General features: G+C 68.4%; 23 protein-coding genes. 15 read left to right on the top strand and 8 right to left on the bottom strand.

Annotated elements, in window-relative coordinates; all coding sequences use genetic code 11:
* The first annotated feature begins 25 nt into the window (after positions 1-25).
* Entirely contained in the window at positions 26-1276 is a 1251-nt protein-coding gene (locus tag M2421_RS09075; protein ID WP_259206131.1) for a DUF819 family protein, read from the top strand.
* 180 nt (positions 1277-1456) lie between these two features.
* Positions 1457-2596, top strand: coding sequence for a DUF3103 domain-containing protein (locus M2421_RS09070; RefSeq protein ID WP_259206127.1), 1140 nt, complete (start codon positions 1457-1459; stop codon positions 2594-2596).
* A gap of 98 nt (positions 2597-2694) precedes the next feature.
* Here the strand turns inward: M2421_RS09070 and M2421_RS09065 are convergent, their stop codons facing one another.
* Positions 2695-2919 (bottom strand): CstA-like transporter-associated (seleno)protein, encoded by a 225-nt coding sequence (locus M2421_RS09065; protein WP_256775765.1) that lies wholly within the window; start codon positions 2917-2919, stop codon positions 2695-2697.
* Positions 2919-5000 carry a carbon starvation CstA family protein gene (locus M2421_RS09060; RefSeq protein WP_259206123.1) on the bottom strand — a complete coding sequence of 694 codons (2082 nt, stop codon included), beginning with the start codon at positions 4998-5000 and terminating at the stop codon, positions 2919-2921. The genes M2421_RS09065 and M2421_RS09060 overlap by 1 nt, the downstream gene beginning before the upstream one ends.
* A 263-nt stretch (positions 5001-5263) precedes the next feature.
* On the opposite strand from M2421_RS09060, the gene M2421_RS09055 reads away from it, so the two are divergent.
* Complete coding sequence (locus tag M2421_RS09055; RefSeq protein WP_259206122.1) at positions 5264-6115, top strand: pirin family protein; 852 nt, start codon at positions 5264-5266, stop codon at positions 6113-6115.
* A gap of 185 nt (positions 6116-6300) precedes the next feature.
* On the opposite strand, the gene M2421_RS09050 is transcribed toward M2421_RS09055, so the two are convergent.
* From M2421_RS09050 to M2421_RS09035, 4 genes are all read right to left on the bottom strand, one after another.
* Positions 6301-6762 carry a hypothetical protein gene (locus M2421_RS09050; protein WP_259206120.1) on the bottom strand — a complete coding sequence of 154 codons (462 nt, stop codon included), beginning with the start codon at positions 6760-6762 and terminating at the stop codon, positions 6301-6303.
* A 231-nt stretch (positions 6763-6993) separates the two neighbouring features.
* Positions 6994-7716, bottom strand: coding sequence for an aquaporin Z (gene aqpZ, locus M2421_RS09045; RefSeq protein WP_259206118.1), 723 nt, complete (start codon positions 7714-7716; stop codon positions 6994-6996).
* A gap of 104 nt (positions 7717-7820) precedes the next feature.
* Positions 7821-8684, bottom strand: a complete 864-nt coding sequence (locus M2421_RS09040; RefSeq protein ID WP_259206116.1) for a pirin family protein — start codon at positions 8682-8684, stop codon at positions 7821-7823.
* A gap of 801 nt (positions 8685-9485) precedes the next feature.
* Entirely contained in the window at positions 9486-11549 is a 2064-nt protein-coding gene (locus M2421_RS09035; protein ID WP_259206110.1) for a 3-hydroxyacyl-CoA dehydrogenase NAD-binding domain-containing protein, read from the bottom strand.
* Positions 11550-11786: 237 nt separating this feature from the next.
* Between M2421_RS09035 and rpoE the strand changes: the two genes are divergently transcribed.
* From rpoE to recO, 9 genes are all read left to right on the top strand, one after another.
* Positions 11787-12407, top strand: coding sequence for an RNA polymerase sigma factor RpoE (rpoE, locus tag M2421_RS09030; protein ID WP_259206109.1), 621 nt, complete (start codon positions 11787-11789; stop codon positions 12405-12407).
* An 8-nt stretch (positions 12408-12415) separates the two neighbouring features.
* On the top strand, positions 12416-13318 hold the full coding sequence (locus M2421_RS09025; RefSeq protein WP_259206106.1) for a sigma-E factor negative regulatory protein: 903 nt from the start codon (positions 12416-12418) through the stop codon (positions 13316-13318).
* Positions 13319-13415: 97 nt separating this feature from the next.
* Positions 13416-14942: a DegQ family serine endoprotease gene (locus tag M2421_RS09020; RefSeq protein WP_259206105.1), complete on the top strand. Its 1527-nt coding sequence runs from the start codon at positions 13416-13418 to the stop codon at positions 14940-14942.
* A gap of 168 nt (positions 14943-15110) precedes the next feature.
* The gene (gene lepA, locus M2421_RS09015; protein ID WP_259206518.1) at positions 15111-16901 is read left to right on the top strand and encodes a translation elongation factor 4; all 1791 of its coding nucleotides are present in this window, start codon (positions 15111-15113) and stop codon (positions 16899-16901) included.
* A gap of 99 nt (positions 16902-17000) precedes the next feature.
* Positions 17001-17795 (top strand): signal peptidase I, encoded by a 795-nt coding sequence (lepB, locus tag M2421_RS09010; RefSeq protein ID WP_259206103.1) that lies wholly within the window; start codon positions 17001-17003, stop codon positions 17793-17795.
* A gap of 32 nt (positions 17796-17827) precedes the next feature.
* Positions 17828-18211, top strand: a complete 384-nt coding sequence (locus M2421_RS09005) for a DUF4845 domain-containing protein (protein ID WP_259206096.1) — start codon at positions 17828-17830, stop codon at positions 18209-18211.
* Positions 18201-18881, top strand: coding sequence for a ribonuclease III (rnc, locus tag M2421_RS09000; protein ID WP_259206094.1), 681 nt, complete (start codon positions 18201-18203; stop codon positions 18879-18881). Before M2421_RS09005 ends, rnc begins: the two co-directional genes overlap by 11 nt.
* Positions 18878-19774 carry a GTPase Era gene (gene era / locus M2421_RS08995; RefSeq protein ID WP_259206089.1) on the top strand — a complete coding sequence of 299 codons (897 nt, stop codon included), beginning with the start codon at positions 18878-18880 and terminating at the stop codon, positions 19772-19774. The genes rnc and era overlap by 4 nt, the downstream gene beginning before the upstream one ends.
* A 67-nt stretch (positions 19775-19841) precedes the next feature.
* Positions 19842-20564, top strand: a complete 723-nt coding sequence (gene recO / locus M2421_RS08990; RefSeq protein ID WP_259206087.1) for a DNA repair protein RecO — start codon at positions 19842-19844, stop codon at positions 20562-20564.
* 243 nt (positions 20565-20807) lie between these two features.
* On the opposite strand, the gene M2421_RS08985 is transcribed toward recO, so the two are convergent.
* Positions 20808-21533, bottom strand: a complete 726-nt coding sequence (locus M2421_RS08985; protein WP_259206084.1) for a hybrid sensor histidine kinase/response regulator — start codon at positions 21531-21533, stop codon at positions 20808-20810.
* A 138-nt stretch (positions 21534-21671) separates the two neighbouring features.
* Here M2421_RS08985 and rlmD point away from each other — a divergent pair, with 138 nt between their 5' ends.
* A complete protein-coding gene (gene rlmD, locus M2421_RS08980) occupies positions 21672-23006 on the top strand; it encodes a 23S rRNA (uracil(1939)-C(5))-methyltransferase RlmD (RefSeq protein WP_259206079.1) in 1335 nt (444 codons plus the stop codon).
* 58 nt (positions 23007-23064) lie between these two features.
* Here the strand turns inward: rlmD and M2421_RS08975 are convergent, their stop codons facing one another.
* Positions 23065-23697, bottom strand: a complete 633-nt coding sequence (locus M2421_RS08975; RefSeq protein ID WP_259206074.1) for a hypothetical protein — start codon at positions 23695-23697, stop codon at positions 23065-23067.
* A 60-nt stretch (positions 23698-23757) separates the two neighbouring features.
* On the opposite strand from M2421_RS08975, the gene M2421_RS08970 reads away from it, so the two are divergent.
* Both M2421_RS08970 and M2421_RS08965 read left to right on the top strand, forming a co-directional pair.
* Positions 23758-24261: a CYTH domain-containing protein gene (locus M2421_RS08970; RefSeq protein ID WP_259206071.1), complete on the top strand. Its 504-nt coding sequence runs from the start codon at positions 23758-23760 to the stop codon at positions 24259-24261.
* Positions 24262-24304: 43 nt separating this feature from the next.
* Positions 24305-24994, top strand: coding sequence for a DsbA family oxidoreductase (locus M2421_RS08965; RefSeq protein WP_259206069.1), 690 nt, complete (start codon positions 24305-24307; stop codon positions 24992-24994).
* Positions 24995-25016 lie beyond the last annotated feature (22 nt).

The following is a 25016-nucleotide window of genomic DNA, read 5'->3' as shown; positions in this document are numbered from 1 at the left end:
TCTTCGATCGACAGAGGATGGCAAGATGCCGACCGAAACCAGTACCGCCCTGATCAGCAGCGACATCGTCGGACTTGGCCTCATCGCGGCCACGCTTGCGGTGATTTTCTGGGCCGCCAGTGGCCCGACGCCGCTGCTGAAGAAGATCTTCGCCTGGGTGCCAGCGCTGCTGCTGTGCTACTTCATCCCGGCCATCTACAACACCACCGGCCTCATCGATGGCCACAACACCGCGCTGTACAACCCGATCGCACGCGACGTGCTGCTGCCTGCCGCGCTGGTGCTGCTGACCCTGTCGATCGACCTCAAGGGCGTCATCAAGCTCGGTCCCAAGCTGCTGATCATGTTCTGCGTCGGTACGCTGGGCATCATGCTTGGCGCGGTGGTGTCGTTCCAGCTGATGTCCTGGATCCACCCGGAAACCGTGGCCGGCGACACCTGGGCCGGCATGGCCGCACTGGCCGGCAGCTGGATCGGTGGCGGTGCCAACATGGTGGCGATGCGCGAAGTGTTCGGCACCGACGCCACCACCTTCGGGCAGTTCGCGGTGGTCGACGTGGCGTGCGCCAGCCTGTGGATGGCCGTGCTGCTGTTCCTGGCCAACCGCGCCCAGCAGATCGATACCCGCAACGGTGCCGACACCCGCGCCATCGATGAAATGAAGGCGCGGATTTCGGCTTACGAGGCGCAGAACGCCCGGATTCCCACCCTGACCGACCTGATGGTGATCGTCGGCGTTGCGCTGGGGGGCGTCGGCCTGGCGCATGCCATCGCCGCGCCGCTGAGCGGCTGGTTCAAGGCCAACGTCAGTTGGGCCAGCCAGTTCAGCCTGGACAGCGCATTCGTCTGGGTGGTGCTGCTGTCCACGGCACTGGGCCTGGGCCTCAGCTTCACCCGTGCGCGCCGGCTCGAATCGGCCGGGGCCTCGCGGCTGGGCACGGTGTTCCTGTATTTCCTGATCGCCTGCATCGGCATGCAGATGGACCTGCTCTCGCTGCTGGATCGCCCGTGGCTGTTCGCGCTCGGCGCGATCTGGATGCTCACCCACATCCTGGTGCTGTGGATCGCCGCCAAGCTGCTGCGCGCGCCGCTGTTCTTCTTCGCCATCGGCTCGCAGGGCAACATCGGCGCGGCCGCCTCGGCACCGGTCGTGGCCGCTGCGTTCCATCCCAGCCTGGCGCCGGTTGGCGTGCTGCTGGGCACCGTCGGCTATGCCACCGGCACCGGCCTGGCCTACGTCACCGGCCTGATCCTGAAATGGATGGCCGGGGCCTGATCCGTTCGGGGATTCGCACGTTCCGCAGGAAAACCCCGCGCTGCGGTTGAACTGTGGATTGGTTATCGGTCGTTGCCGCGATTGCCCCGTAAGGTGCGGTCGATGCGCCGCCGTAGGGTTGAGGAGCATCACGGATGGCAGTCACCGCCGATGGCAATCGGCATCCAGACAGGATGTTGCATGAAACCGCAGACCCTATTCCGCTACTGCGCCGCCGCGCTGGTCATGTTGGCCAGCGCAGCGGCATCTGCCCAGGTCACCCGCGCCGAGCGCGCCGATGTCCATGGCCTCACCGATGCCAGCGCCCGTGAGGTAGCCACGCTCATCGCCCAACCGGGCTTCGCCACGGCCGTGACCGGGACCCTGGCCGACCGCCCCGAACGCGGCGTTGCCCTGTCCGCGGTCATGGCGCGTTTCGACCCCGGCGCCCGCACCCAGGCCGCGCGGACGCTGGCCGCGCAGGACCGCCAGTTGCGCCAGCGCAAGGGCCTGCCGGCTGACGGCGCCGACCTGTTGCAGGTACGGGCCTATGTGCCGGCGGGCCGCAGGCTCGCCGATCTGCCGGCGTCGCAGCTGTGGGTGGCGGTGTTGCCGCGCGGCGACGACCGCCACTGGACCGCGCTGACCGCATACGACGCGCAGGGCCGCAGCCACGTGCTCGACGCTCGCATCGCCCCCACCTTCCCGGTCCTGATCGTCGACATCGACACACGCAGGGCGGTGCAGGAGGGCATGGCCGTGGTCAACGCCGGGCTGCAGGCGCGCGGCCTGCAATCCCCGGACCGGATCCGCGTGGCGGCCGATGGCACGGCCTCGCTGGACCTCACCCGGCTCGATCGCATCCGCCTGGCCGATGACCAGGAGCCCTGGGCGCTCGGCGGCGCGGAGGTGTTCGCGGTGGTCTCCGGCCTGCAGATCGGTGCGGCCGAGCCGGAAATGGCGACGGTCACCCTGCCGTGGCTGGATCACGACAACACCGACTACACGCCTGGGCAGCCGCTGGTGATCTGGGGCAACTACCGTTTCGATGCAGCCAACGTGCAGTTCTTCGAGGACGACGGCGATACCAACTACCAGGCGCTGCTGATCGCACTGACCGATGGCGTCAAGGCCGCGCTCGGCGTGTTCGTGCCGGAGTACGCGGTGGTCGCCGACATTGCCGGGGCCATCCTCAAGGCGATGCCGACATCGTGGTTCGCCAACGATACCGATTACCTGGACAGCCTCTACCTGCTGCGCCGTGGCGAGAATTACCCCGATCGCATGGGCGCGGCCAACGACGCCAAGGTGACGCTGTCGGCGGTGACCCTCACCGAGTGATGCGCGCGCGGCCGGTGTCGGCGCGGATCGCATCGCAGCCCAGAAAAAAACGGCGGCGCTTTCGCGCCGCCGTTGTCTGTTTCAGTCGCACGCCCGGCTCAACAGCAGCGGCCGCCATTCCTGCCGCCGTAGCGCGCCTCCTGGCGCTCGCGGAAGAAGGTCTTGTAGTCCATCGGCACGCGGTCCGGGTGGTTCTCCAGCACATGGCGCACGTAGTTGTCGTAGTCGGGAATGCCGCAGCACAGGCGCGCGGTCTGCACCAGGCGCCGCCACAACCGGCGATGCGCCTGGTACTGCCCAACGGGAACCAGTTCGGTACTCATCACAGGTCCGCCATCTGGTGCGGCTGCAGTGCCACGTACGGGGTTTCCTTGTCAGTGCGCTGCGGGGTGCGTCGCGCCTGCACGATGGTCTTGATCGCATAGAACAGGATCGAGAACACCACGAACAGGAACAGCACCGTCAGGCTCGTATTGACGTAGGCATTGACCACGATCTGGTGCATCTGGTCCAGGCTCTTGGCCGGCGCGGTGATGGTGCCGGTGGCGATCGCGTCCTGGAACTTGTGCGCCTGCGCCAGGAAGCCCTGGGCCGGATTCTTGTCGAAGATCTTGATCAACCCGGCGTAGGTGGTGCAGATCAGCAGCCACACCGCCGGCACGCCGGTCACCCAGGCAAAGCGCTCGCGCTTCATCTTGAACAGCACCACCGTGCCGAGCATCAGCGCGATACCGGCCAGCATCTGGTTGGAGATGCCGAACAGCGGCCACAAGGTCTGGATGCCGCCGAAGGGATCCTTGACGCCGGTGTACAGCAGGTAGCCCCACAGCGCCACGCAGCCGGCCGTGGCGATGATGTTGGCCGTCCACGACTCGGTCTTCTTCAGCGCGGGGATGAAGTTGCCCAGCAGGTCCTGCAGCATGAAGCGGCCGGCACGGGTACCGGCGTCGACCGCGGTCAGGATGAACAGCGCTTCGAACAGGATCGCGAAGTGGTACCAGAACGCCATCATCGCGTTGCTGCCGCTGGGGATGGCCTGGTGCAGGATCTGCGCGATGCCCACCGCCAGCGTCGGCGCGCCGCCGGCACGGTGCAGGATGGTCGGCTCGCCGATCGCCACCGCCGTGGCCTCCAGCTGCTCGGGGGTGATCGCAAAGCCCCAGGTGGTGGAGATGTAGTGCGCGGCCGACACCGCATCCGGACCGATCACCGATGCCGGGCTGTTCATCGCGAAGTAGATGCCCGGATCGATGATCGAGGCCGCCACCAGCGCCATCACCGCGACGAAGGATTCCATCAGCATGCCGCCGTAGCCGATGTAGCGCATGTGGCGCTCATTGGCCAACAGCTTGGGCGTGGTGCCCGAGGCGATCAGCGCGTGGAAACCGGAGACCGCGCCGCAGGCGATGGTGATGAACAGGAACGGGAACATCCCGCCCTTCCACACCGGGCCGTCACCGCTGGCCGCGAACTGGGTCAGCGCCGGCATCTTCAGTTCCGGCATCACGATCAGGATGCCGATCGCCAGCGCCACGATGGTGCCGATCTTGAGGAAGGTGGAGAGATAGTCGCGCGGGGCCAGCAGCAGCCACACCGGCAGTACCGAGGCGACGAAGCCGTAGCCGATCAGCATCCAGGTGATCTGGATGCCGGTGAAGGTGAAGGCCGGGCCCCAGGTCGGATCAGCGGCGACCTTGCCGCCGAACCAGATCGCGGCCAGCAGCAGGATCAACCCCACCACCGAGATCTCGCCGATCTTGCCGGGCCGGATGTAGCGCATGTACACGCCCATCAGGATCGCGATGGGCATCGTCGCGATCACCGTGAACATGCCCCATGGACTCTCGGCCAGCGCCTTGACCACCACCATCGCCAACACCGCCAGGATGATGATCATGATCAGGAAGGCGCCGAACAAGGCGATGGTGCCGGGTACCTGGCCCATTTCCTCGCGGACCAGGTCACCCAGCGAACGCCCGTTGCGGCGGCTGGAGATGAACAGCACCATGAAGTCCTGCACCGCGCCGGCCAGCACCACGCCGACGACCAGCCACAACAGGCCGGGCAGGTAACCCATCTGTGCGGCGAGCACCGGGCCGACCAGCGGGCCGGCGCCGGCGATGGCGGCGAAATGGTGGCCGAACAGCACGTGTTTGTTGGTCGGGACGTAGTCCAGGCCATCGTTGTTGAGTACCGCCGGGGTGGCCCGGGTCGGATCCAGCTGCATCACCTTGTCGGCGATGAACAGACTGTAGAAACGGTAGGCGATCAGGTAGATCGACACCGCCGCGACGACGATCCACAACGCGTTGATGTGTTCGCCGCGGCGTAGTGCGACTACGCCCAGACAGAACGCACCGAGCAGCGCGAGCACCGCCCAGCCGAGCTTGGAAAAACCTTTCATGAGATTGCGTCTCCCTGGAGATCGTCGTAAGAGTCTGCCCTGGCACCGACGGGGTCAATGCAAACGCAGGTGCTTGCCGCTAGTACTTTGGTCGTAGGTCGCAACGGGATCGACGCCGCGGCACGGCCACCGGCTGCGTCCACGCCGGCCTCTGCACGGGCTGCGAACGCCACGGCTGGAACAATCGGTTGCGGGCGTGGCGATTGGCCCTTGGGCGGTGTGCGCCCATCTTGTTGGCTGGTGTTCTTCTTGCAGGAGTGGAAATGAGCAGCCCAACCCCCGTGCGCGTGCAGCGCACCATCCGTGGCATGGCCACCTCCGACGGTGCCGGCGTGCGCCTGACCCGGGTGATCGGTGGCCCGTCGCTGCCCGACCTGGACCCATTCCTGCTGCTGGACGAGTTCGGCACCGACCGGGCCGAGGACTACATCGCCGGCTTCCCGAGCCATCCGCATCGGGGCTTCGAGACGGTCACCTACATGCTCGACGGGCGCATGCGGCACAAGGACAACCATGGCAACGAAGGCCTGCTTACCCCGGGCAGCGTGCAGTGGATGACCGCCGGGCGCGGGCTGGTGCATTCGGAAATGCCCGAGCAGGAATCGGGGCAGATGCGCGGTTTCCAGTTGTGGGTGAACCTGCCGGCGCGCGACAAGATGACCGACCCCAAGTACCAGGAATTCGCGCCGGAGCGCATTCCGGTCGCCACCCCGGCGGCGGGCGTGCAGGTGAAGGTGATTGCGGGCCAGGTCGGTGACGTGGCCGGGCCGATCGCGCAGCCGGCGACCGATCCGGTCTACCTGGACATCACCCTGGCCGCAGACGCGCGCTGGGACTACGCGCTGCCCGAGGGGCACAACGCGTTTGCCTACGTGTTCGAAGGCGGGGTGACAGTGGGGCAGGGCGAGGAAGCGCGCCCCGTGGCGCGCCAGGAACTGGCGGTGCTGGGCGGGGGCGAGTTGCTCCAGCTGCAGGCCGGTGCCGAGGGGACGCGTCTGATCCTGGTGGCGGGGCGCCCGTTGCGCGAACCCGTGATGCGCCACGGTCCGTTCGTGATGAACACCCGGCAGGAACTGATGCAGGCCTTCGTCGATTTCCAGGAAGGCCGCTTCTGACGCCAGCGTCACGGGAGTAGAGCCGAGCCATGCTCGGCTGCTTCCCATTCCGGTGCCGATCTCGCGGGCAGCCGCAGGGCAGCCGCCGGGCAGGATGACGCCACGCGCCGAGCATCGCTCGGCGCTACCAGTGACGTCGACGCCGTGGGTGACGCGCGGGGATGGCGGCGTCATCCCCATCCCCGTCAGCGCCCTGCGGCAACCGCCGTCGGGTTCAGGTTCATGCCTTGGGTCAATGTCTGCAGCGAACCCAGCTCCTGCGCATCGCCGGCGTACAGCGAGATCTGCGCATAGCGGTTCTTGTCGAATTTCACCACCGTGATGCGGCGGTTTGCATAGCCCGGGGGCTCCTGGCCGCCCAGGTCGGGCTGGTACCAGTACAGCGATTCGCCCGCGAACACGCCTTTTTCCTGGCGCAGTGGCCGGGTCAGCGGCACGTCCGGGTTGCGCGCGCTGAGCAGCAGGCTCAACACCTCGCGACCGTCGCCGGTGGTGGCCTTGCACAGCAGGAAATCGGCTTGCGCCTGCTGCTGCCATTGCAGGCCGCTGCTGGCGGGAAGGGACGGACATTCGGTCGGCGACTGGGCCGACGCGGCCGCAGCGGACAACGACAGGCTCAGGCACAGGGCAGCGCGCAGGATGTTCATTGGTTCCCCCAAGGTCGGAATGGCCGCACGGTCGCCTGGCAGGTGATTCCGGTGGCCGCAGACAACCCATGCCGACAGTGCGCCATCCCCGTGCGCGTCCGGAACCCCCCGTCTGCCAAGTGACGACGCGGTGATTCTGACCTTAACGGAATGTGACTGGATCTACAAATAACCGTTTCAAGTGATCCCAATGGTGGCCGGGAGCCCCAGGCGGCCCCCGGCCGGAAACACTCAGCGCGGCTCTGCCCCGATCCACTTGTAGGCGATGCCGCCGATCATCCCGCCCAGCAACGGGGCCAGCCAGAACAGCCACAGCTGGCCCAGCGCACCACTGCCGGCAAAGACGGCCACGGCGGTGGAGCGGGCCGGGTTTACCGAGGTGTTGGTCACCGGGATGCTGATCAGGTGGATCAGGGTCAGGGCCAGGCCGATGGCGATCGGCGCGAAACCTGCCGGGGCCTTGCCGTGGGTGGCGCCCATGATCACCACCAGGAACACGGCGGTGAGCACCACTTCGCACAGGAACGCGGCGGCCACGCTGTAGCCGCCGGGCGAGAGCGCGCCGTAGCCATTGCTGGCAAACGCACCGGCCTGGCTGCCATCGATGGCGAAGCCGGGCGCGCCGGAGGCAATCTGCAGGAGGATGGCGCCGGCGAGCAGTCCGCCCAGCACCTGGGCGACGATGTAGGGCAGCAGGTCGCGGGCGGGGAAGCGGCCGCCGGCCCACAGGCCCACGCTGACCGCCGGGTTGAAGTGCGCGCCGGAGACGTGGCCGAACGCGTAGGCGCCGGTCAGTACGGTCAGGCCGAAGGCCAGTGCCACGCCAAGGAAACCGATGCCCAGCGGATTGCCATCACCGCCGAACTTGGCCGCCAGCACGGCGCTGCCGCAGCCGCCAAGGACCAGCCAGAACGTGCCGAGGAACTCCGCGGCCAGACGTTTGCCCATGCTCATCGATCGTTCTCCACGAGATGCCCGGGTCGGGCAGGCAGAACGTAGCTGAATCACGGTTCATCTGGGTGAAGGCGCCGTCAAGACGCCGACCAACGGTTGTCCGCTCAGTAGCTGGGCAGCGGAATGAATTCCTTGTCGTCGCCGGGGATGGTGCCGAAGCGGCCGGCGTCCCAGTCCTGTTTGGCCTGCTCGATGCGCTCCTGCGAGCTGGAGACGAAGTTCCACCACAGATGGCGCGGGGCATCGAGCGGCTCGCCCCCCATCAGCATCGCCTTGACCGGGGTCTTGGCGCGCAGGCGGCCGCGCGCGTTGTGCTCGGGGATGATCAGGTGCTGGGCAGGCAGGTCCACGCCGTCCAGCTGCGCTTCGCCTTCAAGGATGTAGAGCGAGCGCTCCACGTGGCCGGTGTCCAGATCGATTTCCGCACCGGGGTCCAGGTCGATGGCCACGTTGAGGGTGTCGGCGAACACCTTCACCGGGGATTCCTCGCCGTAGGCACGGCCGGCGATGATGCGCAGCCAGGCGCCGTCGCGGCGCTGCTGGGGCAGGGTGGCGGCGGCATGGTGGTAGAACGCCGGGTCGGTTTCTTCGGCGCTTTTGGGCAGGGCCAGCCAGGTCTGCATACCGTGGATGGGGTGGTCGTGTTCGCGTTCCGGCGGCGGGGTACGTTCGGAGTGGGCGATGCCGCGGCCGGCGGTCATCCAGTTGACGTCGCCGGGGCGGATCACCTGGTCCGAGCCGAGGGTGTCGCGGTGGCCGATGGCACCGGACCAGAGGAAGGTGACGGTGGCCAGGCCGATATGCGGGTGCGGGCGGACATCGATGCCGGTGCCGGGGGCGAGGACGGCCGGGCCCATCTGGTCGACGAACACGAACGGCCCGACGCTGCGCGCCTGCAGGGTGGGCACGGCGCGGCGCACCTGCAGGCCGCCGATGTCGTGGACGCGGGGGGCGATGATGGTGGTCATGCGGGCTTTCTCGCTGGCGTGGGCAGGGGTGCAGGATGGCACGCAGGCGGGGCCGCCGCATGCCCCACCCGGGTAACAGGGTGTTGCGCTGGGCGCCCCAAAAACGCAGGGTTCCTCTGCCTTCCTCATTGCAGGCAGAAGCGTGCTTTGACTCTTTCCAGGTGCGGCTGTCGGTGGATCGGGCGCTGGGTGCCATGCCCTTTCCAGCGACGCCCCGGCGTCGGCCTGCGGCCGGCCCTTCCTCCTTTATTTCGCCTCCAGCGCCCGACCCACCGACAGAAGTCAGAGAAGCCTCGCTCCTCACCGGTACCGCAAGCCGAGCCCCGTAGCAGCCGGTAGGCCCCTGGGCAAAATAAAGGAGGAGGTCGCTACGCGGCCGGGGGACACTACGCCAGGGGCCTACCGGCTGCTACGGGGCCCCTCACGCTCGCGACAGACCCGAGCGAAGACAGAGCCCGGCACTGCTCGTCCACCCGCGCGTCGTGCCGACTCTGCGAACGCCCTTGCAACAAGACGCTTCCCTCAGGTGGGAGAAGAACCAAAAGCAAGGCAGAAGGCCACCCCGCGGCCGGGGGACATTTGCGCCAAGGGCCTACCGGCTGCTACGGGGCCCCGACGCTCGCGGCAGACCCGAGCGCAGACGCCACCAGAATCCCACTACGCCTGGAACAACCGACAACGCGCACATCGCCGCGCGGCCTCTCTTACGGTTGGAACAAGACGCGCCCGCCAGTGGGAGAAGAACCAAAAACAACGCCACCTTTCGGTGGCGTCGTCAGTGCATCGTTGTCGGCAGGAAACTCAGACCGCCGGCTCGCGCAACACGGCATCGTCCCAGCCCGGGCGCGGGGCGAAGCGATCGCCGTGACGCTGCTGCAGCACCTTCAAACGCTCCACCAGCGCATCGGCGCCGGTGGCGCGGATGTACTGGATCGGACCGCCGCGGAACGGCGCGAAACCGGTACCGAAGATCACGCCGGCATCCAGCAGGTCGGCATCGGCGACCACCCCGTCATGCAGGCACGCCACCGCTTCGTTGAGCAGCGGCAGGATCAGCCGGTCTTCCAGGTCGGCGGGGGCCTGGTAGTTGGCCGGCACGTCGGGCTTCTGCGCGCGCCCGTTTTCCCACTTATAGATGCCCTGGCCATCCTTCTTCCCGCGCTTGCCCTGCTCGACAGTCTGCAGCGCAGCCGGAATCTGCAGCCCCAGGAAGGGGGCCAGTTCCTTGCCCACGCCCGCGGCCACGTCCAGGCCGACGGTGTCGAGCAGCTCGATCGGGCCCATCGGCATGCCGAACTTCACTGCCGCCTTGTCGATGACCGGACCGGGAATGCCCTCGGCGTACGCGGTGGCCGCTTCCAGCATGTACGGGAACAGCACGCGGTTGACCAGGAAGCCCGGGGTACCCGCCACCGGCACCGGGAACTTGCCCAGTGCCTTGCAGAACGCGGCCAGGCGGCGCTCTGTTTCCGGCGCCATCCCGTCGTGATGGATGATCTCCACCAGCGGCATCTGCGCGACCGGATTGAAGTAGTGCAGGCCGGCAAACTGCGCCGGGCGCTCGATGTGGTCGCGCAGTTCGATCAGCGGGATCGAGGAGGTATTGGTGGTCAGCAGCGCGTCGGCCTTCATCTTCGGCTCCAGCGTCTGGTACAGCGACCGCTTGGCCTGCGGATCCTCGATGATCGCCTCGATCACCAGGTCGGCCAGGGCCACGCCTTCGCCGGCCAGGTCGGCCTTGAGCCGGGCGGCCACGGCCGGGCGCTTGCTGTCGTCCTTCACCTTCTTGGCAAACAGCGCCTGCGCACGTTCCATCGCCGGATCGATGAAGCGCTGCTCGCGGTCCTGCAGGGTCACGTTGAAGCCCTTGAAGGCCGACCACGCGGCGATGTCGCCGCCCATCACGCCGGCACCGACCACGTGAACGTGGCGGATGCCGTGGTCCTTGCCACCGAGTGCCTTGAGGCGTTCGGTGAGGAAGAAGATCCGGATCAGGTTGCGTGCGGTGGGCGTGCTGGCCAGCTTCACCACCGCGCGGCGCTCGGCGTCCAGGCGCACCTGGATCGGGCTGCCCCCCGTGCGTGCCCAGGTGTTGATCAGCGCGTACGGCGCCGGGTAGTGGTCCTTCTTCGCCTTGCGCGCGACCTGCTTGGCCATCTGCGGCGCCAGCAGCCTGCGCGCCAGCCAGGTGTTGGTTGCCCAGGCGGTCGCGCGCTGCTTGAACGGGCGGGTGGTCCCGGTCAGCGCCAGGGCCACCGCCGTATCCAGCAGTACCGCCGGGGCGACGACCTTGTCGACCAGGCCGATGCCGCGCGCGGCCGATGCCGACAGGGTGCGGCCGGTCAGCATCATGTCCATCGCCGCCGGAGCGCCCACCAGCTGCGGCAGGCGCGAGCTGCCGCCCCAGCCGGGGAAGATGCCGAGCTGGGTTTCAGGCAGGCCGATGCGGGTGGAAGCGTCATTGGAGGCCACCCGGTAGCGGCAGGCCAGGGCCAGTTCGGTGCCGCCGCCCAGGCAGTGGCCGTGGATGGCCGCCACGGTCGGGCAGGGCAGTTCGGCCAGCTTCTGGTACGTGCTCTGGCCGCGGCGGATGGCGTCGTTGACGGTGCCGCGGCGGTCGAATTCCTGGAACTCCTTCAGGTCGGCACCGGCGATGAACCCGGCCGGCTTGATCGACTGGATCACCACCGCCTTGGGCGGGTCCATGCCGATCCGTTCGATCAGGTCACCCAGTTCCAGCAACACGTCCTGGGACATGGCGTTGACGCTGCTGTCCTGGCGGTCGAGGCTGAGCACCACGACACCATCATCACGGATCTGCGGGTGCCAATGTGCGAAGCGGAGCCCATCGAAGCCTGAAAGCATGGGGACGTTCCATCCGGTTGTGTATGGAGAAGGGGGCTATGATCCAGAGGTTGTTTCCTCCCCGTCAAATCCCTATAGCTGGGGAAGGGCAGGCCCGGATCATTGCCGTGAACGGGAACCTTAACGGAACGGTGGTTAAAAGCTGGTGCGGCGTCGTGTGATCGGTCGCTGAACTTTTCCCGGGATTGGCAGTCTCATTGCTCGACGTCGGTCGGGCTGACAGGAGTGCGGCCCCACATGGCCGAGGTTGAAACACCACAGGAGCTGGACCTGGAGCTGGTCCGGCGCGTGCAGCGCGGCGAGAGTGCGGCGTTCGATGTCCTGGTGCGCAAGTACCAGCATCGGATCGTGGCACTGATCGGGCGCTACATCGCCGACTGGAGTGAATGTCAGGACGTCGCCCAGGACACGTTCGTCCGCGCGTATCGCGCGATCGGAAGTTTCCGTGGCGATGCCCAGTTCTATACCTGGTTGCACCGGATTGCCGTGAACACTGCCAAGAACCATCTCGCCGCCCATAACCGCCGCCCGCCCACCGATGACATCGACATCGGGGACGCCGAGCAGTTCGACAGCGGTACCCGCCTGCGCGACACCGACACGCCGGAACGCGAGTTGATGCGCCAGGAGCTGGAACAGACGGTGATGAAGGCCGTCTCGGCGCTGCCGGAAGAACTGCGATCGGCCATCACCCTGCGCGAGGTGGATGGGCTGAGCTATGACGAGATCGCGCAGAAGATGGGGTGCCCGATCGGCACCGTGCGCTCGCGGATCTTCCGGGCGCGCGAGGCGATCGACACCGAACTTCGGCCACTGCTGGACATCGGCAGTGCCACCCGCGAGAAGAGCCGCGTATGAGCCAACACATGCCTACCCCTGGATCCACCGGCACCGCGCCGGACAAACTTGATGCCCATAACCGACAGCAGCTGTCGGCCTTGATCGACGGCGAGCTGTCGGCCGACGAGGCGCGCTTCATGCTGCGCCGGCTCGAGCACGACGATGCCCTGGCCGGCTGCCACGAGCGCTGGCAGCTGCTGGGCGACGTGCTGCGCGGCCAGGCCTGCGCGCCGGCACCGCTGGACTTTGCCGGGCGTGTGCGCCTGGCCGTGGCCGAGGAGCCGCTTCCGCAGCGCGTCAGCCCCGATGCCGAACGCCGCAGCGAGGTCCGCCGCAGTGGTTGGCGGCGGTGGGGCGGTGGCGCCGCCCTGGCCGCATCGGTGGCGGCAGTGGCGATGTTCATGACCCGCGAGCAGTTGCCGGCGCCGACCCCGCTGCAACCGGCGGCCACCACCGTCATCGCCAGCCAGGCGGAACGGCCGACCCCGGCGCCGACCCCGGCCCCGGCATCGCCGCCTGCGCCGGTGCAGTCCGCCGTGGCGGTGGCCGCGGTGCCGGCGGCGGCAGTCGCCGCGGCTGGCCGCCGCCAGGAGGTGGCCGCGGTCCGTCGCGCCAGCGCCACGCGCACCCAGCAGGCCGCGCGCAGTGCCGCCGAGCGGAGCGCCGAGCCGCAACGCGCACTGGCCAGCCAGACGCCGCTGGCGCCCGGCCTTCCGGTCGCTACGGCCACGGCCCGCCAGCTGCCGTTCGGCGACGTCGCCAGCCTGCAGGCCAAGCCGTGGCCGCGCTCGACCCTGGCCCCGGCCGCCGGTGGGGCGCTCAATGCGAGTTTCTCCACGCAGGAGCCGCAGGCCGCGTTCTACCCGTTCGAGCCGCGCCTGCAGGAGGTCGACCCGGCCGCCCCCGCGCCGCGCCGGCATCGCGACTGAGTCCTGCCGTCGCGCCCCGTTCCCGCTCCCCCGTGTCCGGCCACCTGGCCGGAACGGCCCCGCTTTTCCCACGTCCCGATCCGGAGGCTGACGCCCGATGACTCCCCGCATGCGTAGCCAGGCCATGACCCTGCTGGCCCTGACCCTGCCGTTGATGGCCTGCGCCCAGGCGCCGGCACCTGCCGCTCCTGCCGCCCCGGCCCCCGCCGCCGCGCCGCGCGCCCCCGCGCCGCAGCTGGTCAGCGGCCTGCCGGACTTCACCAACCTGGTCGAACAGGTCGGGCCCGGCGTGGTCAACGTCGAAACCACCATCGTGCGCAGCAACCGCCCGGCCCGCGGCATGGGCCCGGGGGGCGACGATGAGATGCCCGAATTCTTCCGGCGCTTCTTCGGCCCGGACTTCCAGATGCCGGGGCAGGGCCCCGGTGGCCAGGACGACAGTCCGCGCATCCAGGGCCGTGGCATGGGCTCGGGCTTCATCATCTCCGCCGACGGCTACGTGCTGACCAACTACCACGTGGTCGCCGATGCCAGCGAAGTGAAGGTCAAGCTCGGCGACCGCCGCGAGTTCACCGCCAAGGTGGTCGGCAGCGACCAGCAGTACGACGTGGCCCTGCTCAAGATCGACGGCAAGAACCTGCCGACCGTGCGCGTCGGCGATTCCAATACGCTCAAGCCGGGGCAGTGGGTGGTCGCGATCGGCTCGCCGTTCGGCCTGGATCACTCGGTCACCGCCGGCGTGGTAAGCGCGGTCGGGCGCAGCACCGGTGGTGCGGATCAGCGCTACGTGCCGTTCATCCAGACCGACGTGGCCATCAACCAGGGCAATTCGGGCGGTCCACTGCTCAATACCCGCGGCGAAGTGGTCGGCATCAATTCGCAGATCTTCTCTGCGTCCGGCGGCTACATGGGCATCAGCTTCGCGATCCCGATCGACCTGGCGATGGGCGCGGTGGAGCAGATCAAGAAGACCGGCCGGGTCAGCCGCGGTCAGCTCGGTGCAGCGGTCGGTCCGATCGATGGCCTCAAGGCACAGGGTCTGGGACTGCCGGACAGCCGCGGTGCGCTGGTCAACGAAGTGGTCCCGGGCAGCGCGGCGCTCAAGGCCGGCATCGAGCCGGGTGACGTGATCCGCTCGGTCAATGGCAGCCCGATCACTACCTTCAGTGACCTGCCGCCGGCCATCGGCGCGCTGCCGCCGGGCAGCAAGGTCCGCCTGAGCGTGCTGCGCGATGGCAAGGAGCGGGAGATCACCGCCACCCTGACCGAGCTCGCCGAGGACGCCGAGCGGGGCGCCTCCCGTCCGGCCGCGGAAACGGCCAAGCCGGAAACCGGCGCCAACGCCCTGCTGGGGCTGGAGGTGGCGGATCTGACCGCCGCGCAGCGCCAGCAGCTGGGCCTGTCGGCGGGTGAGGGTGTCCGCATCACCCGGGTCAACGGCCAGTCCGCGCGTGACGCCGGCCTGTCGCCGGGCCTGGTGGTGCTGCAGGTCGGCCGGACCCCGGTCGGCAGCGTGGCCGCGCTGAACAAGGCGCTGGGCAGTTACAGCAAGGGTGACGTGGTCATGTTGCTGGTCCGTGCCAACGGCAACAGCGCCTTCGTGGCGGTCAAGGCCGGGCAGTAAGCCCGCCCCGCCTGTGTTTCCGGGCCCGCTTCGGCGGGCCCGGTCGTTTCTGGGGGGGGCGTTGGCGACAATCGCTGCCGGGCCCACGCGGGATCGGGCCGGCCATGCGATAATCCGCAGTCATCCTGACGACGCGACGCGCCGCCGCCACCTATGTCTTCTGATTCGATGCGGTTCATCCGCAACTTCTCCATCATCGCCCACGTCGACCACGGCAAGTCCACGCTGGCCGATCGCATCATCCAGCTTTGCGGCGGCCTCCAGGCCCGCGAAATGGAGGCGCAGGTGCTCGACTCCAACCCGATCGAGCGCGAGCGTGGCATCACCATCAAGGCCCAGTCGGTCTCGCTGCCGTATGTCGCCAAAGACGGCCAGACCTACCACCTGAACTTCATCGACACCCCCGGGCACGTCGACTTCTCCTATGAAGTCAGCCGCTCGCTGGCCGCCTGCGAAGGCGCGCTGCTGGTGGTCGACGCGGCCCAGGGCGTGGAAGCGCAGTCGGTCGCCAACTGCTACACGGCGGTCGAGCAGGGGCTGGAAGTGGTGCCGGTGATCAACAAGATCGACCTGCCCACCGCCGACATCGACCGGGCCAAGGCCGAGATCGAGGCTGTCATCGGCATCGACGCCACCGACGCGGTCGCGGTCAGTGCCAAGACCGGCCTGAACGTGGTCGACGTGCTGGAGGCGATCGTGCATCGCATCCCGCCGCCGGTGCCGCGCGATACCGACAAGCTGCAGGCGCTGATCATCGACTCGTGGTTCGACAACTACCTGGGCGTGGTCTCGCTGGTGCGCGTGATGCAGGGCCAGATCAAGGCCGGCGACAAGCTGCAGGTGATGTCCACCGGCCGCACCCACCAGGTCGACAACGTCGGCGTGTTCACCCCCAAGCGCAAGGTGCTGCCGGCGCTGCGTGCCGGTGAAGTGGGCTGGGTCACGGCCAGCATCAAGGACGTGCATGGCGCGCCGGTGGGCGACACCCTGACCCTGGCCGCCGACCCGGCCGCCAAGCCGCTGCCGGGCTTCCAGGAAATGCAGCCGCGCGTGTTCGCCGGCCTGTTCCCGGTCGACGCCGAGGACTACCCGGATCTGCGCGAGGCGCTGGACAAGCTGCGCCTGAACGACGCGGCGCTGCGCTTCGAGCCGGAAAGCTCCGAGGCGATGGGCTTCGGCTTCCGTTGCGGCTTCCTGGGCATGCTGCACATGGAAATCGTGCAGGAGCGCCTGGAGCGCGAGTACAACCTGGACCTGATCAGCACCGCGCCGACCGTGGTCTACGAGGTGCTCAAGACCGACGGCACGATCATCAACATGGACAACCCGGCCAAGCTGCCGCCGGTGAACCATGTGCAGGAGATCCGCGAGCCGATCATCCGTGCCAACGTGCTCACCCCCGAGGAGTACATCGGCAACATCATCAAGCTGTGCGAAGAGAAGCGCGGCAGCCAGATCGGCATCAACTACCTGGGCAGCCAGGTGCAGATCAGCTATGAGCTGCCGATGGCCGAGGTGGTGCTGGACTTCTTCGACAAGCTCAAGTCGGTCAGCCGGGGCTACGCCTCGCTGGATTACCACTTCGTGCGCTTCGATGCCGGCCCGTTCGTCCGCGTGGACGTGCTGATCAATGGCGACAAGGTCGACGCACTGTCGCTGATCGTGCACCGCAGCCATGCCGACCGCCGCGGCCGCGAGCTGTGCGAGAAGATGAAGGAACTGATCCCGCGCCAGCAGTTCGACGTGGCGATCCAGGCCGCCGTCGGCTCGCAGATCATCTCCCGCACCACGGTCAAGGCCATGCGCAAGAACGTGCTGGCCAAGTGCTATGGTGGCGACGTTTCGCGCAAGAAGAAGCTGTTGGAGAAGCAGAAGGAAGGCAAGAAGCGCATGAAGCAGGTCGGCCGCGTGGAAATCCCGCAGGAAGCCTTCCTGGCCGTGCTGCAGATGGACAAGTAAGGCTGGACGGCATCTCCCGCGCCGCGCGGCACCGCCCTGGTGCCGCCGGGCGCGCAGGACAGGCATCCGCACCGCTGCAACCGTTCCCAAGGACACTGCATGAAATTGTTTGAGATCCTCCTGGTCGTATTGACGCTGGGCTCGGGCCTGGTCCTGCTGGCCGACCGCCTGTACTTCGCCAAACGGCGTGCCGCCCGTGCCTCGCTGCTGGACACCGAGCCGGTGCTGGTGGACTACGCGCGCGCGTTCTTCCCGGTGCTGGCGATCGTGCTGGTGGTGCGCAGCTTCATCGCAGAGCCCTACAAGATCCCGTCCAGCTCGATGATGCCCAACCTGCTGATCGGCGATTTCATCCTGGTCAACAAGTTCTCCTACGGCCTGCGCCTGCCGCTGAACAACGCCAAGGTCGTGCCGCTGGGCGAGCCCAAGCGTGGCGACGTGGTGGTGTTCCACTTCCCGGGCCATTCGGACAACGATCCGGCCAAGGGCGAGAACTTCATCAAGCGCGTGATCGGCGTGCCGGGCGACCAGATCGTGTTCCAAGGCAACGGCCTGATCCTCAACGGCGAGCCGGTCAAATACGACAACAAGGGCCTGTACGCCGGTCACCGTGGCCAGGGCGAGGGCAGCCAGCTGCTGGTCGAGCACCTGCCGGGCCGCACCCACACCGTGCTGGAGACCGAGTACCCGCGTGGCGAAGGCCAGTGGACCGTGCCGGCCGGCAAGTACCTGGTGATGGGCGACAACCGTGACAACAGCGATGATGGCCGCTTCTGGGGCCTGCTGCCGGAGGAAAATCTCCGCGGCAAGGCGTTCCTGATCTGGCTGAACTGCTCGGGCTGGTTCTGCAAGGACGGTTTCGAGCCGTCGCGGATCGGTACGGGTATCAATTGATCCATGGCACAGGCGTATCTGGGGAGAACGCAATGAAGACGATGAACACGCAGCGCGGCATGACCTTGACCTCGTTCCTGGTGGTGCTGATCGTGATTGGTTTCGGCCTGTACATCGGCATGAAGCTGTTCCCGATGTACCAGGAGTACTACGCGGTACGTTCGGCGCTCAAGGGCCTGGCCAAGGAGCCGGGCGTGGGCAAGATGGAACCGGCGCGCGTGCAGGACATGTTCTTCAAGCGCCTGAACATCAGCTACTCGGAAAATGTGAAGCCGGCCAACGTCAAGTTCGATCGCATCGACGGTGGCTGGAACATGAAGGTCGACTACGAGGTCCGCCGCGAACTGATCGGCAACCTCGACGTAGTGGGCAAATTTGATACGAACCAGGAATTGACCCTCAACGGTGTCGACTAAGACTTTCCAACGCGGTGACCGCATCGGTCACGCCTTCCAGGATCCGGGCCTGCTCCAGCAGGCCCTGACGCATCGCAGTGCCGGGTCGCCGAACAACGAGCGGCTGGAGTTCCTTGGCGACAGCATCGTCAACATGATGGTGGCCCAGGCGCTGTACCAGCGCTGGCCCAAGGCCGATGAGGGCGCGCTTACCCGTGCCCGCGCCGAGCTGGTGCGCGAAGGCGCGCTGGCGGTGATCGCCCGCACCCTCGAGCTGGGCGACCGGCTGATCCTGGGGCCTGGCGAAATGAAGACCGGCGGCCATCGCCGCGATTCGATCCTGGCCGACGCCCTGGAGGCGGTGGTGGCGGCGATCTACCTCGACGCCGGCTTCGCGGCCTGCCAGCAGGTGGTGCTGCCCTGGTTCGGTCCCTCGATGGAGGCGCTGCCGGCCACCGGCAAGCCCGAGAAGGACCCCAAGACCCGCCTGCAGGAATGGCTGCAGGCCCGACAGAGGACGCTGCCGCTGTACGAGCTGTTGTCAGAGTCGGGTGACGACCATGCCAAGACCTTCCGGGTACGCTGCGGCGTAGCCGATCCCGCTGTCAGCACCGAAGGCGAAGGTGCCTCGCGACGGCTGGCCGAACAACAGGCGGCTGCGGCCGCCCTCGAGCAACTGGATTCCAAGTGAGCGAAGCAACCTCCCATCATTGCGGCAGCGTGGCGGTCATCGGCCGCCCCAACGTCGGCAAATCCACCCTGACCAACGCCCTGGTGGGCGCCAAGGTCAGCATCGTGTCCAACCGTCCGCAGACCACGCGGCACCGGCTGCTCGGCATCGCCAGCTACCCGGAAGGGCAGTTGGTGCTGGTGGACACGCCCGGCCTGCACCGGGTGCAGAAACGCGCCATGAACCGGGTCATGAACCGCGCCGCGCGCGGTTCGCTGGAAGGCGTGGACGCGGGCATGCTGGTGATCGAAGCCGGGCGCTGGGACGAGGAGGACACCCTGGCCTTCAACGTGCTCAGTGACTCGGGCATCCCGGTGGTGCTGGTGGTCAACAAGGTCGACCGCCTGAAGGACAAGGCCGCGCTGCTGCCGTTCCTGCAGCAGGTCACCGAAGGCCGCACGTTCGCCGCCGTTCATCCCATTTCGGCGCAGAAGCGCAATGGCCTGGAAGCCCTGGTGCGCGACCTGCTGAAGCTGTTGCCGGAAGCGCCGCCGATGTTCGGCGAAGATGAGATCACCGACCGCAGCCAGCGCTTCCTGGCCGGCGAACTGGTCCGCGAGCAGTTGATGCGTCAGCTGGGCGAGGAACTGCCGTACGCCACCACGGTGGAGATCGAGCGCTTCGTCGAGGACGGCAACCTGCTGCGCATCGGTGCGGTGATCTGGGTCGAGCGCGAGGGCCAGAAGGCGATTGTGATCGGCAAGGGCGGCACCCGCCTGAAGGACATCGGCGCCAAGTCGCGCATGCAGATGGAACGGCTGTTCGGTGCCAAGGTGTTCCTGGAGACCTGGGTGCGCGTGCGTGAAGGCTGGTCCGACGACGAGGCCGCGCTGAAGGCGTTCGGCTACGAATAAGCCGGGCAGGCGTGTCGTCCACCGACGGCCGCCGGCCTGCCACCTGCCTGCCGTGGACCGCTGAGCCATGCGCATCGACGACGAACCCGCTTTCGTGCTGCATGCCAGGGCCTGGCGGGAGACCAGCCTGCTGGTGGAAGTCCTGACCGAGCAGCACGGCCGGCTCGGCCTGCTCGCGCGTGGCGTCAGCAGTCCGCGCAGCCAGGCGCTGCGCGCGGCCCTGCAACCGCTGCAGTGGATCCGCTTCAGCGCCGTGCAACGCGGTGAACTGGCCCAGTTGCGCGGTGCCGAGGCACTCGATGCCGCGCCGCGGCTCGGTGGCGATGCCATGCTGGCCGGCTTCTACATCAGTGAACTGATCATGCGGCTGGCGCCCCGCCAGGATCCGCTGCCCGAGCTATACGACCACTACGGCCTGGTGCGGCAACGGCTGCGCGACGGTGAACCGCTGGCCTGGACCCTGCGCCGGTTCGAGCGCGACCTGCTCGACGTCCTCGGCGTCGGCTTCGACCTGGCCCATGGCAGCGATGGCGAGCCGGTCGACCCGGCCGCCCGCTACGAACTGGATCCGCAGGAGGGGCCGCGCCGCCTGCTCAGCGAGCGGGGGGCCGACCCGCGCCGGGGCACGGCCACCGGCAGCGCCTTGCTGGCCTTGGCCGAGGATCGCCTGCCGGGGGCCGACGACCTGGCCAGCCTGCGCCGGAGCATGCGCGCGGTGCTGCTGCACCACCTGGGCGGGCGCGGCCTGAAGTCATGGGAAATGCTCGAGGACCTGTCGCGCCGCCGCTGACCGGGCGGAAAGGGCACGCCAACGCGGCCCGGTAGAGCCGGGCCACGCCCGGCTACGTGCGGTCCCGGTAGAGCCAGCCCATGCCCGGCCAAGTGCAGTCCCGGTAGAGCCAGGCCATGCCCGGCTACGTGCGATCCCGGTAGAGCCAGCCCATGCCCGGCCAAGTGCAGTCCTGGTAGAGCCGGGCCATGCCCGGCTACGTGCAGTCCCGGTAGAGCCAGGCCATGCCCGGCTGCCTCGGCCTCAATGCAACAATGATTCCACCGCCGCACGGAACTGGGTATGCGCCCCGCTGGACTGCGGCGCCTGGTGCAGCTGTCGCACCGCCCGGGCCAGCCGCGCCGCACCGACGAAGCCGCAACTGGCCTGGAGCCGGTGCAACTGCCCGTGCAGCGCACGCACGTCCTCTTGCAGCAAGGCCTGCGCGACCGCGTCGCGGACCCCGGGCAACTCGGCCAGGAACAGCTCGCGCAGGGCGATCAGGTGATGGCGCTGGCCATTCAGGGCCGCCAGGGCGGTGATCTCGTCCCAGTCCTGGCGTTCGCCTTCGGCGCTGCCGCCGATGGGGGACGGGGCGCTGCCGGGGCTGTTGACCAGCGCCCGACGCACCGCCTTGAGCAGTTGTTCGCCGGTGAGCGGCTTGACCAGCGTTTCGCTGAAGCCGGCATCGCGCAGGCGCGCGTGCATGCTGGTATCGCCGTCGGCGGTATGCGCCAGCGCCGGGGTGTCCGGCCGCGAGCGGCGCAGCTGCTCCAGCAACTGGGTGCCGTTGCCGTCAGGCAGGTTCACGTCGATCAGCCACAGGTCGTGCTGGCCGCTGCGTGCGCGGTCCATCGCCGATGCCAGCGAATCGGCGGTATCCACCTCGGCGGGCAGGGTCTCCAGTGCGGCCTTGAAGAAGCCGCGACTGATGGTGTCGTCCTCGACGAGCAGGAATCGGGGCATGGGATCCCGCGGGGTCATCTGCATTGGGGCTGCCTCCATGTCAGCTATGCACCATATTAAACATGCCGACGCCCGCTGCAAGCGGTTCCAACCGGGTTGGCGGCAGTCCGAGCCACGTATCTGCGACAATACGCACCCTTTTTGCCCGCAGCCTGTTGCCACGTGGCCCGATCCCGCTCCCGCCTCGACCGTACCCCCTTCCAGACCGACATCCTCGACCTCAGCCACGATGGCCGTGGCGTGGCCCGCCGCGACGGCGAGGGTAGCAAGGTCACCTTCATCACCGGCGCGCTGCCGGGCGAGGTGGTGACCGCCGAACCGACTGCCCGCAACCGCCACTTCGACGAAGCGCGCACCCTGGAGGTGCTGCAGCCGTCGGCGCAGCGGGTGACCCCCCGGTGCCCGCATTTCGGCGTCTGCGCCGGCTGCGTGCTGCAGCACCTGGAGGAGTCGCAGCAGATCGTGGCCAAACAGCGCGTGCTGATGGACAACCTGACCCGGATCGGCCACGTCAGCCCCGGCACGGTGTTGCCGCCGCTGGTCGGCGAGAGCTGGGGTTACCGCCGCAAGGGGCGGTTCTCGGTGCGTCGGGTGGAAAAGAAGGACAAGACCCTGGTCGGCTTCCGCGAGCAGGACCCGCGCTTCGTGGCCGACCTGTCGCAGTGCCTGACCGTGATCCCGGAGATCGGCAGCAAGGTGGGCGCCATGGCGACCTTCATCGAGACCCTGGACGGCAAGCGCGATATCCCGCAGATCGAGTTCATCGCCGGCGATGACGCGATCATGCTGACCATCCGCCACATGCAGCCGCTCAGCGACGCCGACCGCGCCGCATGGACCGCCTTCGGGCAGGACCATGGCTTTGCCATTTCGCTGCAGCCCGGCGGCGTGGAATCGGTGCAGCCCCTGTGGCCGGCCGAGGTGCCCCTGTCGTTCAAGCTGGCCCCGTGGGACGTGGAGCTGGCGTTCCGCCCGCTGGACTTCATCCAGGTCAACGCCTCGCTCAACGTGAAGATGATCGCGCTGGCGCTGGACCTGCTCGACGCCGGCCCGGACGAGCGCGTGCTCGACCTGTTCTGCGGGCTGGGCAACTTCACCCTGCCGCTGGCGCGTACCGTGCGCGAAGTGGTCGGCGTGGAGGGCGAGGCCGGGCTGGTGGCGCGCGCCAAGGAAAACGCGGCGCGCAACGGCCTGGACAACGCGCAGTTCTTTGCCGCCGACCTCACCCAGGACCAGCGCCAGACCCCGTGGATGCGCCAGGGCTTCGACAAGCTGCTGCTGGATCCACCGCGTTCGGGCGCCATCGAGGTGCTGCAGCAGCTGCCGCTGAAGCAGTTCAAGCGCATCGTGTACGTGAGCTGCCACCCGGGCTCGCTGGCGCGCGATGCCGGCTACCTGGTCAACGAGCAGGGCTTCACCCTGGTCAGCGCCGGTGCGATGGACATGTTCCCGCACACCGCCCACGTGGAAAGCATCGCGGTGTTCGAAAAGCGCTGATCCGCGCCTGCGCTCGAGCCGCCGATGCCGCGCATCGGCGCTCGGCCCACCCGGCGCCTCACTGCGCCGGCGCGTTCACCCAGTGGCCGTCCCGCCAGGCGAACGCCATGGTCTGGTGGCCGCGTTCGCCGCCGGCACCGGCGCTGACATCGCACTCGATCACCGGCGCGTCATCGCCGACCGCGCAGTCCTGCACGCCGAACACCTCGGCCTCGCGCATCGCCAGCGCCAGGTCCTGGCGCGTGCCCGCATCCTGCTCGCGTGCCAGGCGGGCCGCGAAGCGTTCGCGCAGCAGCACCTGTACCCGCGCCAGCGGCGGCACCGGCACCGGCAACGCACGCTGCGCGTACTGCAGTTCCCATGCCTCGCCCACGCGACTGAAACGCAGCAGGCGATGCACCACCTCCGGCCCGGCCTGGGCCGAGCCGATGCAGTCCACGCTCGGCACTGCCGCATCGGCGGCCGGCAGGCAGCCGGACAGGGCCAGCAGGCGCGGGCGGAACGCGTCGGCGATCAGGCGACGGGTGGGGCTCTCCGGGCGCTCGGCGATGGCCTCCTCGAACAGACGGTCCATCGCAGCCTGGGCCTGGGCAAGAGTCGGATCGGGCATGCCGGCGGCCTGCGCGGCGGGCAGCGCCATCAGCAGCATCGGCAGGGCGGCCAGCGGCGGGAAACGGGGGCAGCGTGGCATCGGGGGACCGGCTCCTTGGAAAGGGCGCGCAGTGTAGGCCGCGCGCGCCATAATGCACGCATGGGCATTGAAATCGAACGCAAATACCGGGTCACCGGCGATGGCTGGCGCACTGCCGCGCACGCGGTGATCCCGATGGCGCAGGGCTACATCAACGACACCGCCGCGCTGGACAGTGGCGCGCAGAAGGCCTCGGTGCGCGTGCGCATCCAGGGCGAGCAGGCCTTCCTCAACCTGAAGTCGCGCGAGATCGGCCACACCCGGCAGGAGTTCGACTACCCGATTCCCGTCGAGGATGCGCGCGCGCTGCTGGCGCTGTGCGTGGGCGGGCTGATCGACAAGCGCCGGCACCTGGTTCACCACGCCGGGCTGGTCTGGGAAGTGGACGAATTCCTCGGCGACAACGCCGGTCTGGTGGTGGCCGAAGTCGAACTGGACCACGCCGACCAGGCCATCGACCTGCCGGACTGGGCGGGTGCGGAAGTCACCGACCAGGTCCGCTACTACAACCTGGCCCTGGCCGCGCACCCGTTCGCGCGCTGGTCGGCCGCTGAACGCGGCTGAGCCCCGCCTTGCATTCGGCCAGGGCGGCCCACAGTGTGGTGGCATGAAAATCGAAATCTGGTCCGACGTGGTGTGCCCCTGGTGCTGGATCGGCAAGCAGCGTTTCGAGCAGGGCCTGGCCCTGCTCGGCGACGAGGCGCCGCAGGTCGAGGTGACCTGGCGTCCGTTCCTGCTCGACCCGGACGCGGGGACCACCCCGGTGCCGCTGCGCGAGGCGTACCAGGCCAAGTTCGGCAGTGCCGAGCGCACCGCGCAGATCCTTACCCAGACGCAGGCCACCGCGCGTGCCGAAGGCCTGCCGATGGACTTCGACCAGGGCCAGGTGCGGGTGACCACGCTGCCCGCGCATCGGCTGATGTGGTTGGCCGGGCGTGAAGGCGTCCAGGCGGCCGTTGGCGAGGCGCTGTTCCGGGCCCATTTCGTCCATGGCCGCAACCTGGCCGAGCCGCAGACCCTGATCGAGGCGGCCGCCGCCGGGGGGATCCCGGCCGAGCGGGTCACTGCGCTGCTGGCCGGCGAGGAGGGTCGGGAGGAGATCGACGCCCAGCTCGCCCGGGCCCAGGCGTTGGGCATCCAGTCGGTGCCGACCTTCGTGGTCAACGACCGTTACGCGCTCCAGGGCGCCCAGCCGCCGGAAGCGTTTGCCCAGGCGCTGCGCCAGATCGCCGCCGAAACGGCCCAGCCTGCCGGACCCGCCGGCGGCCATCGCTGCGACGTGGACGGTTGCCCCTGAGTGAATGCGCCCGGGGCCGCAG

Source organism: Stenotrophomonas sp. BIGb0135, from assembly GCF_024810105.1.
GTDB lineage: Bacteria > Pseudomonadota > Gammaproteobacteria > Xanthomonadales > Xanthomonadaceae > Stenotrophomonas > Stenotrophomonas maltophilia_AB.
Note: the sequence above shows the minus strand (reverse complement) of the source record. Positions and strands in the feature narration are given on the sequence as shown.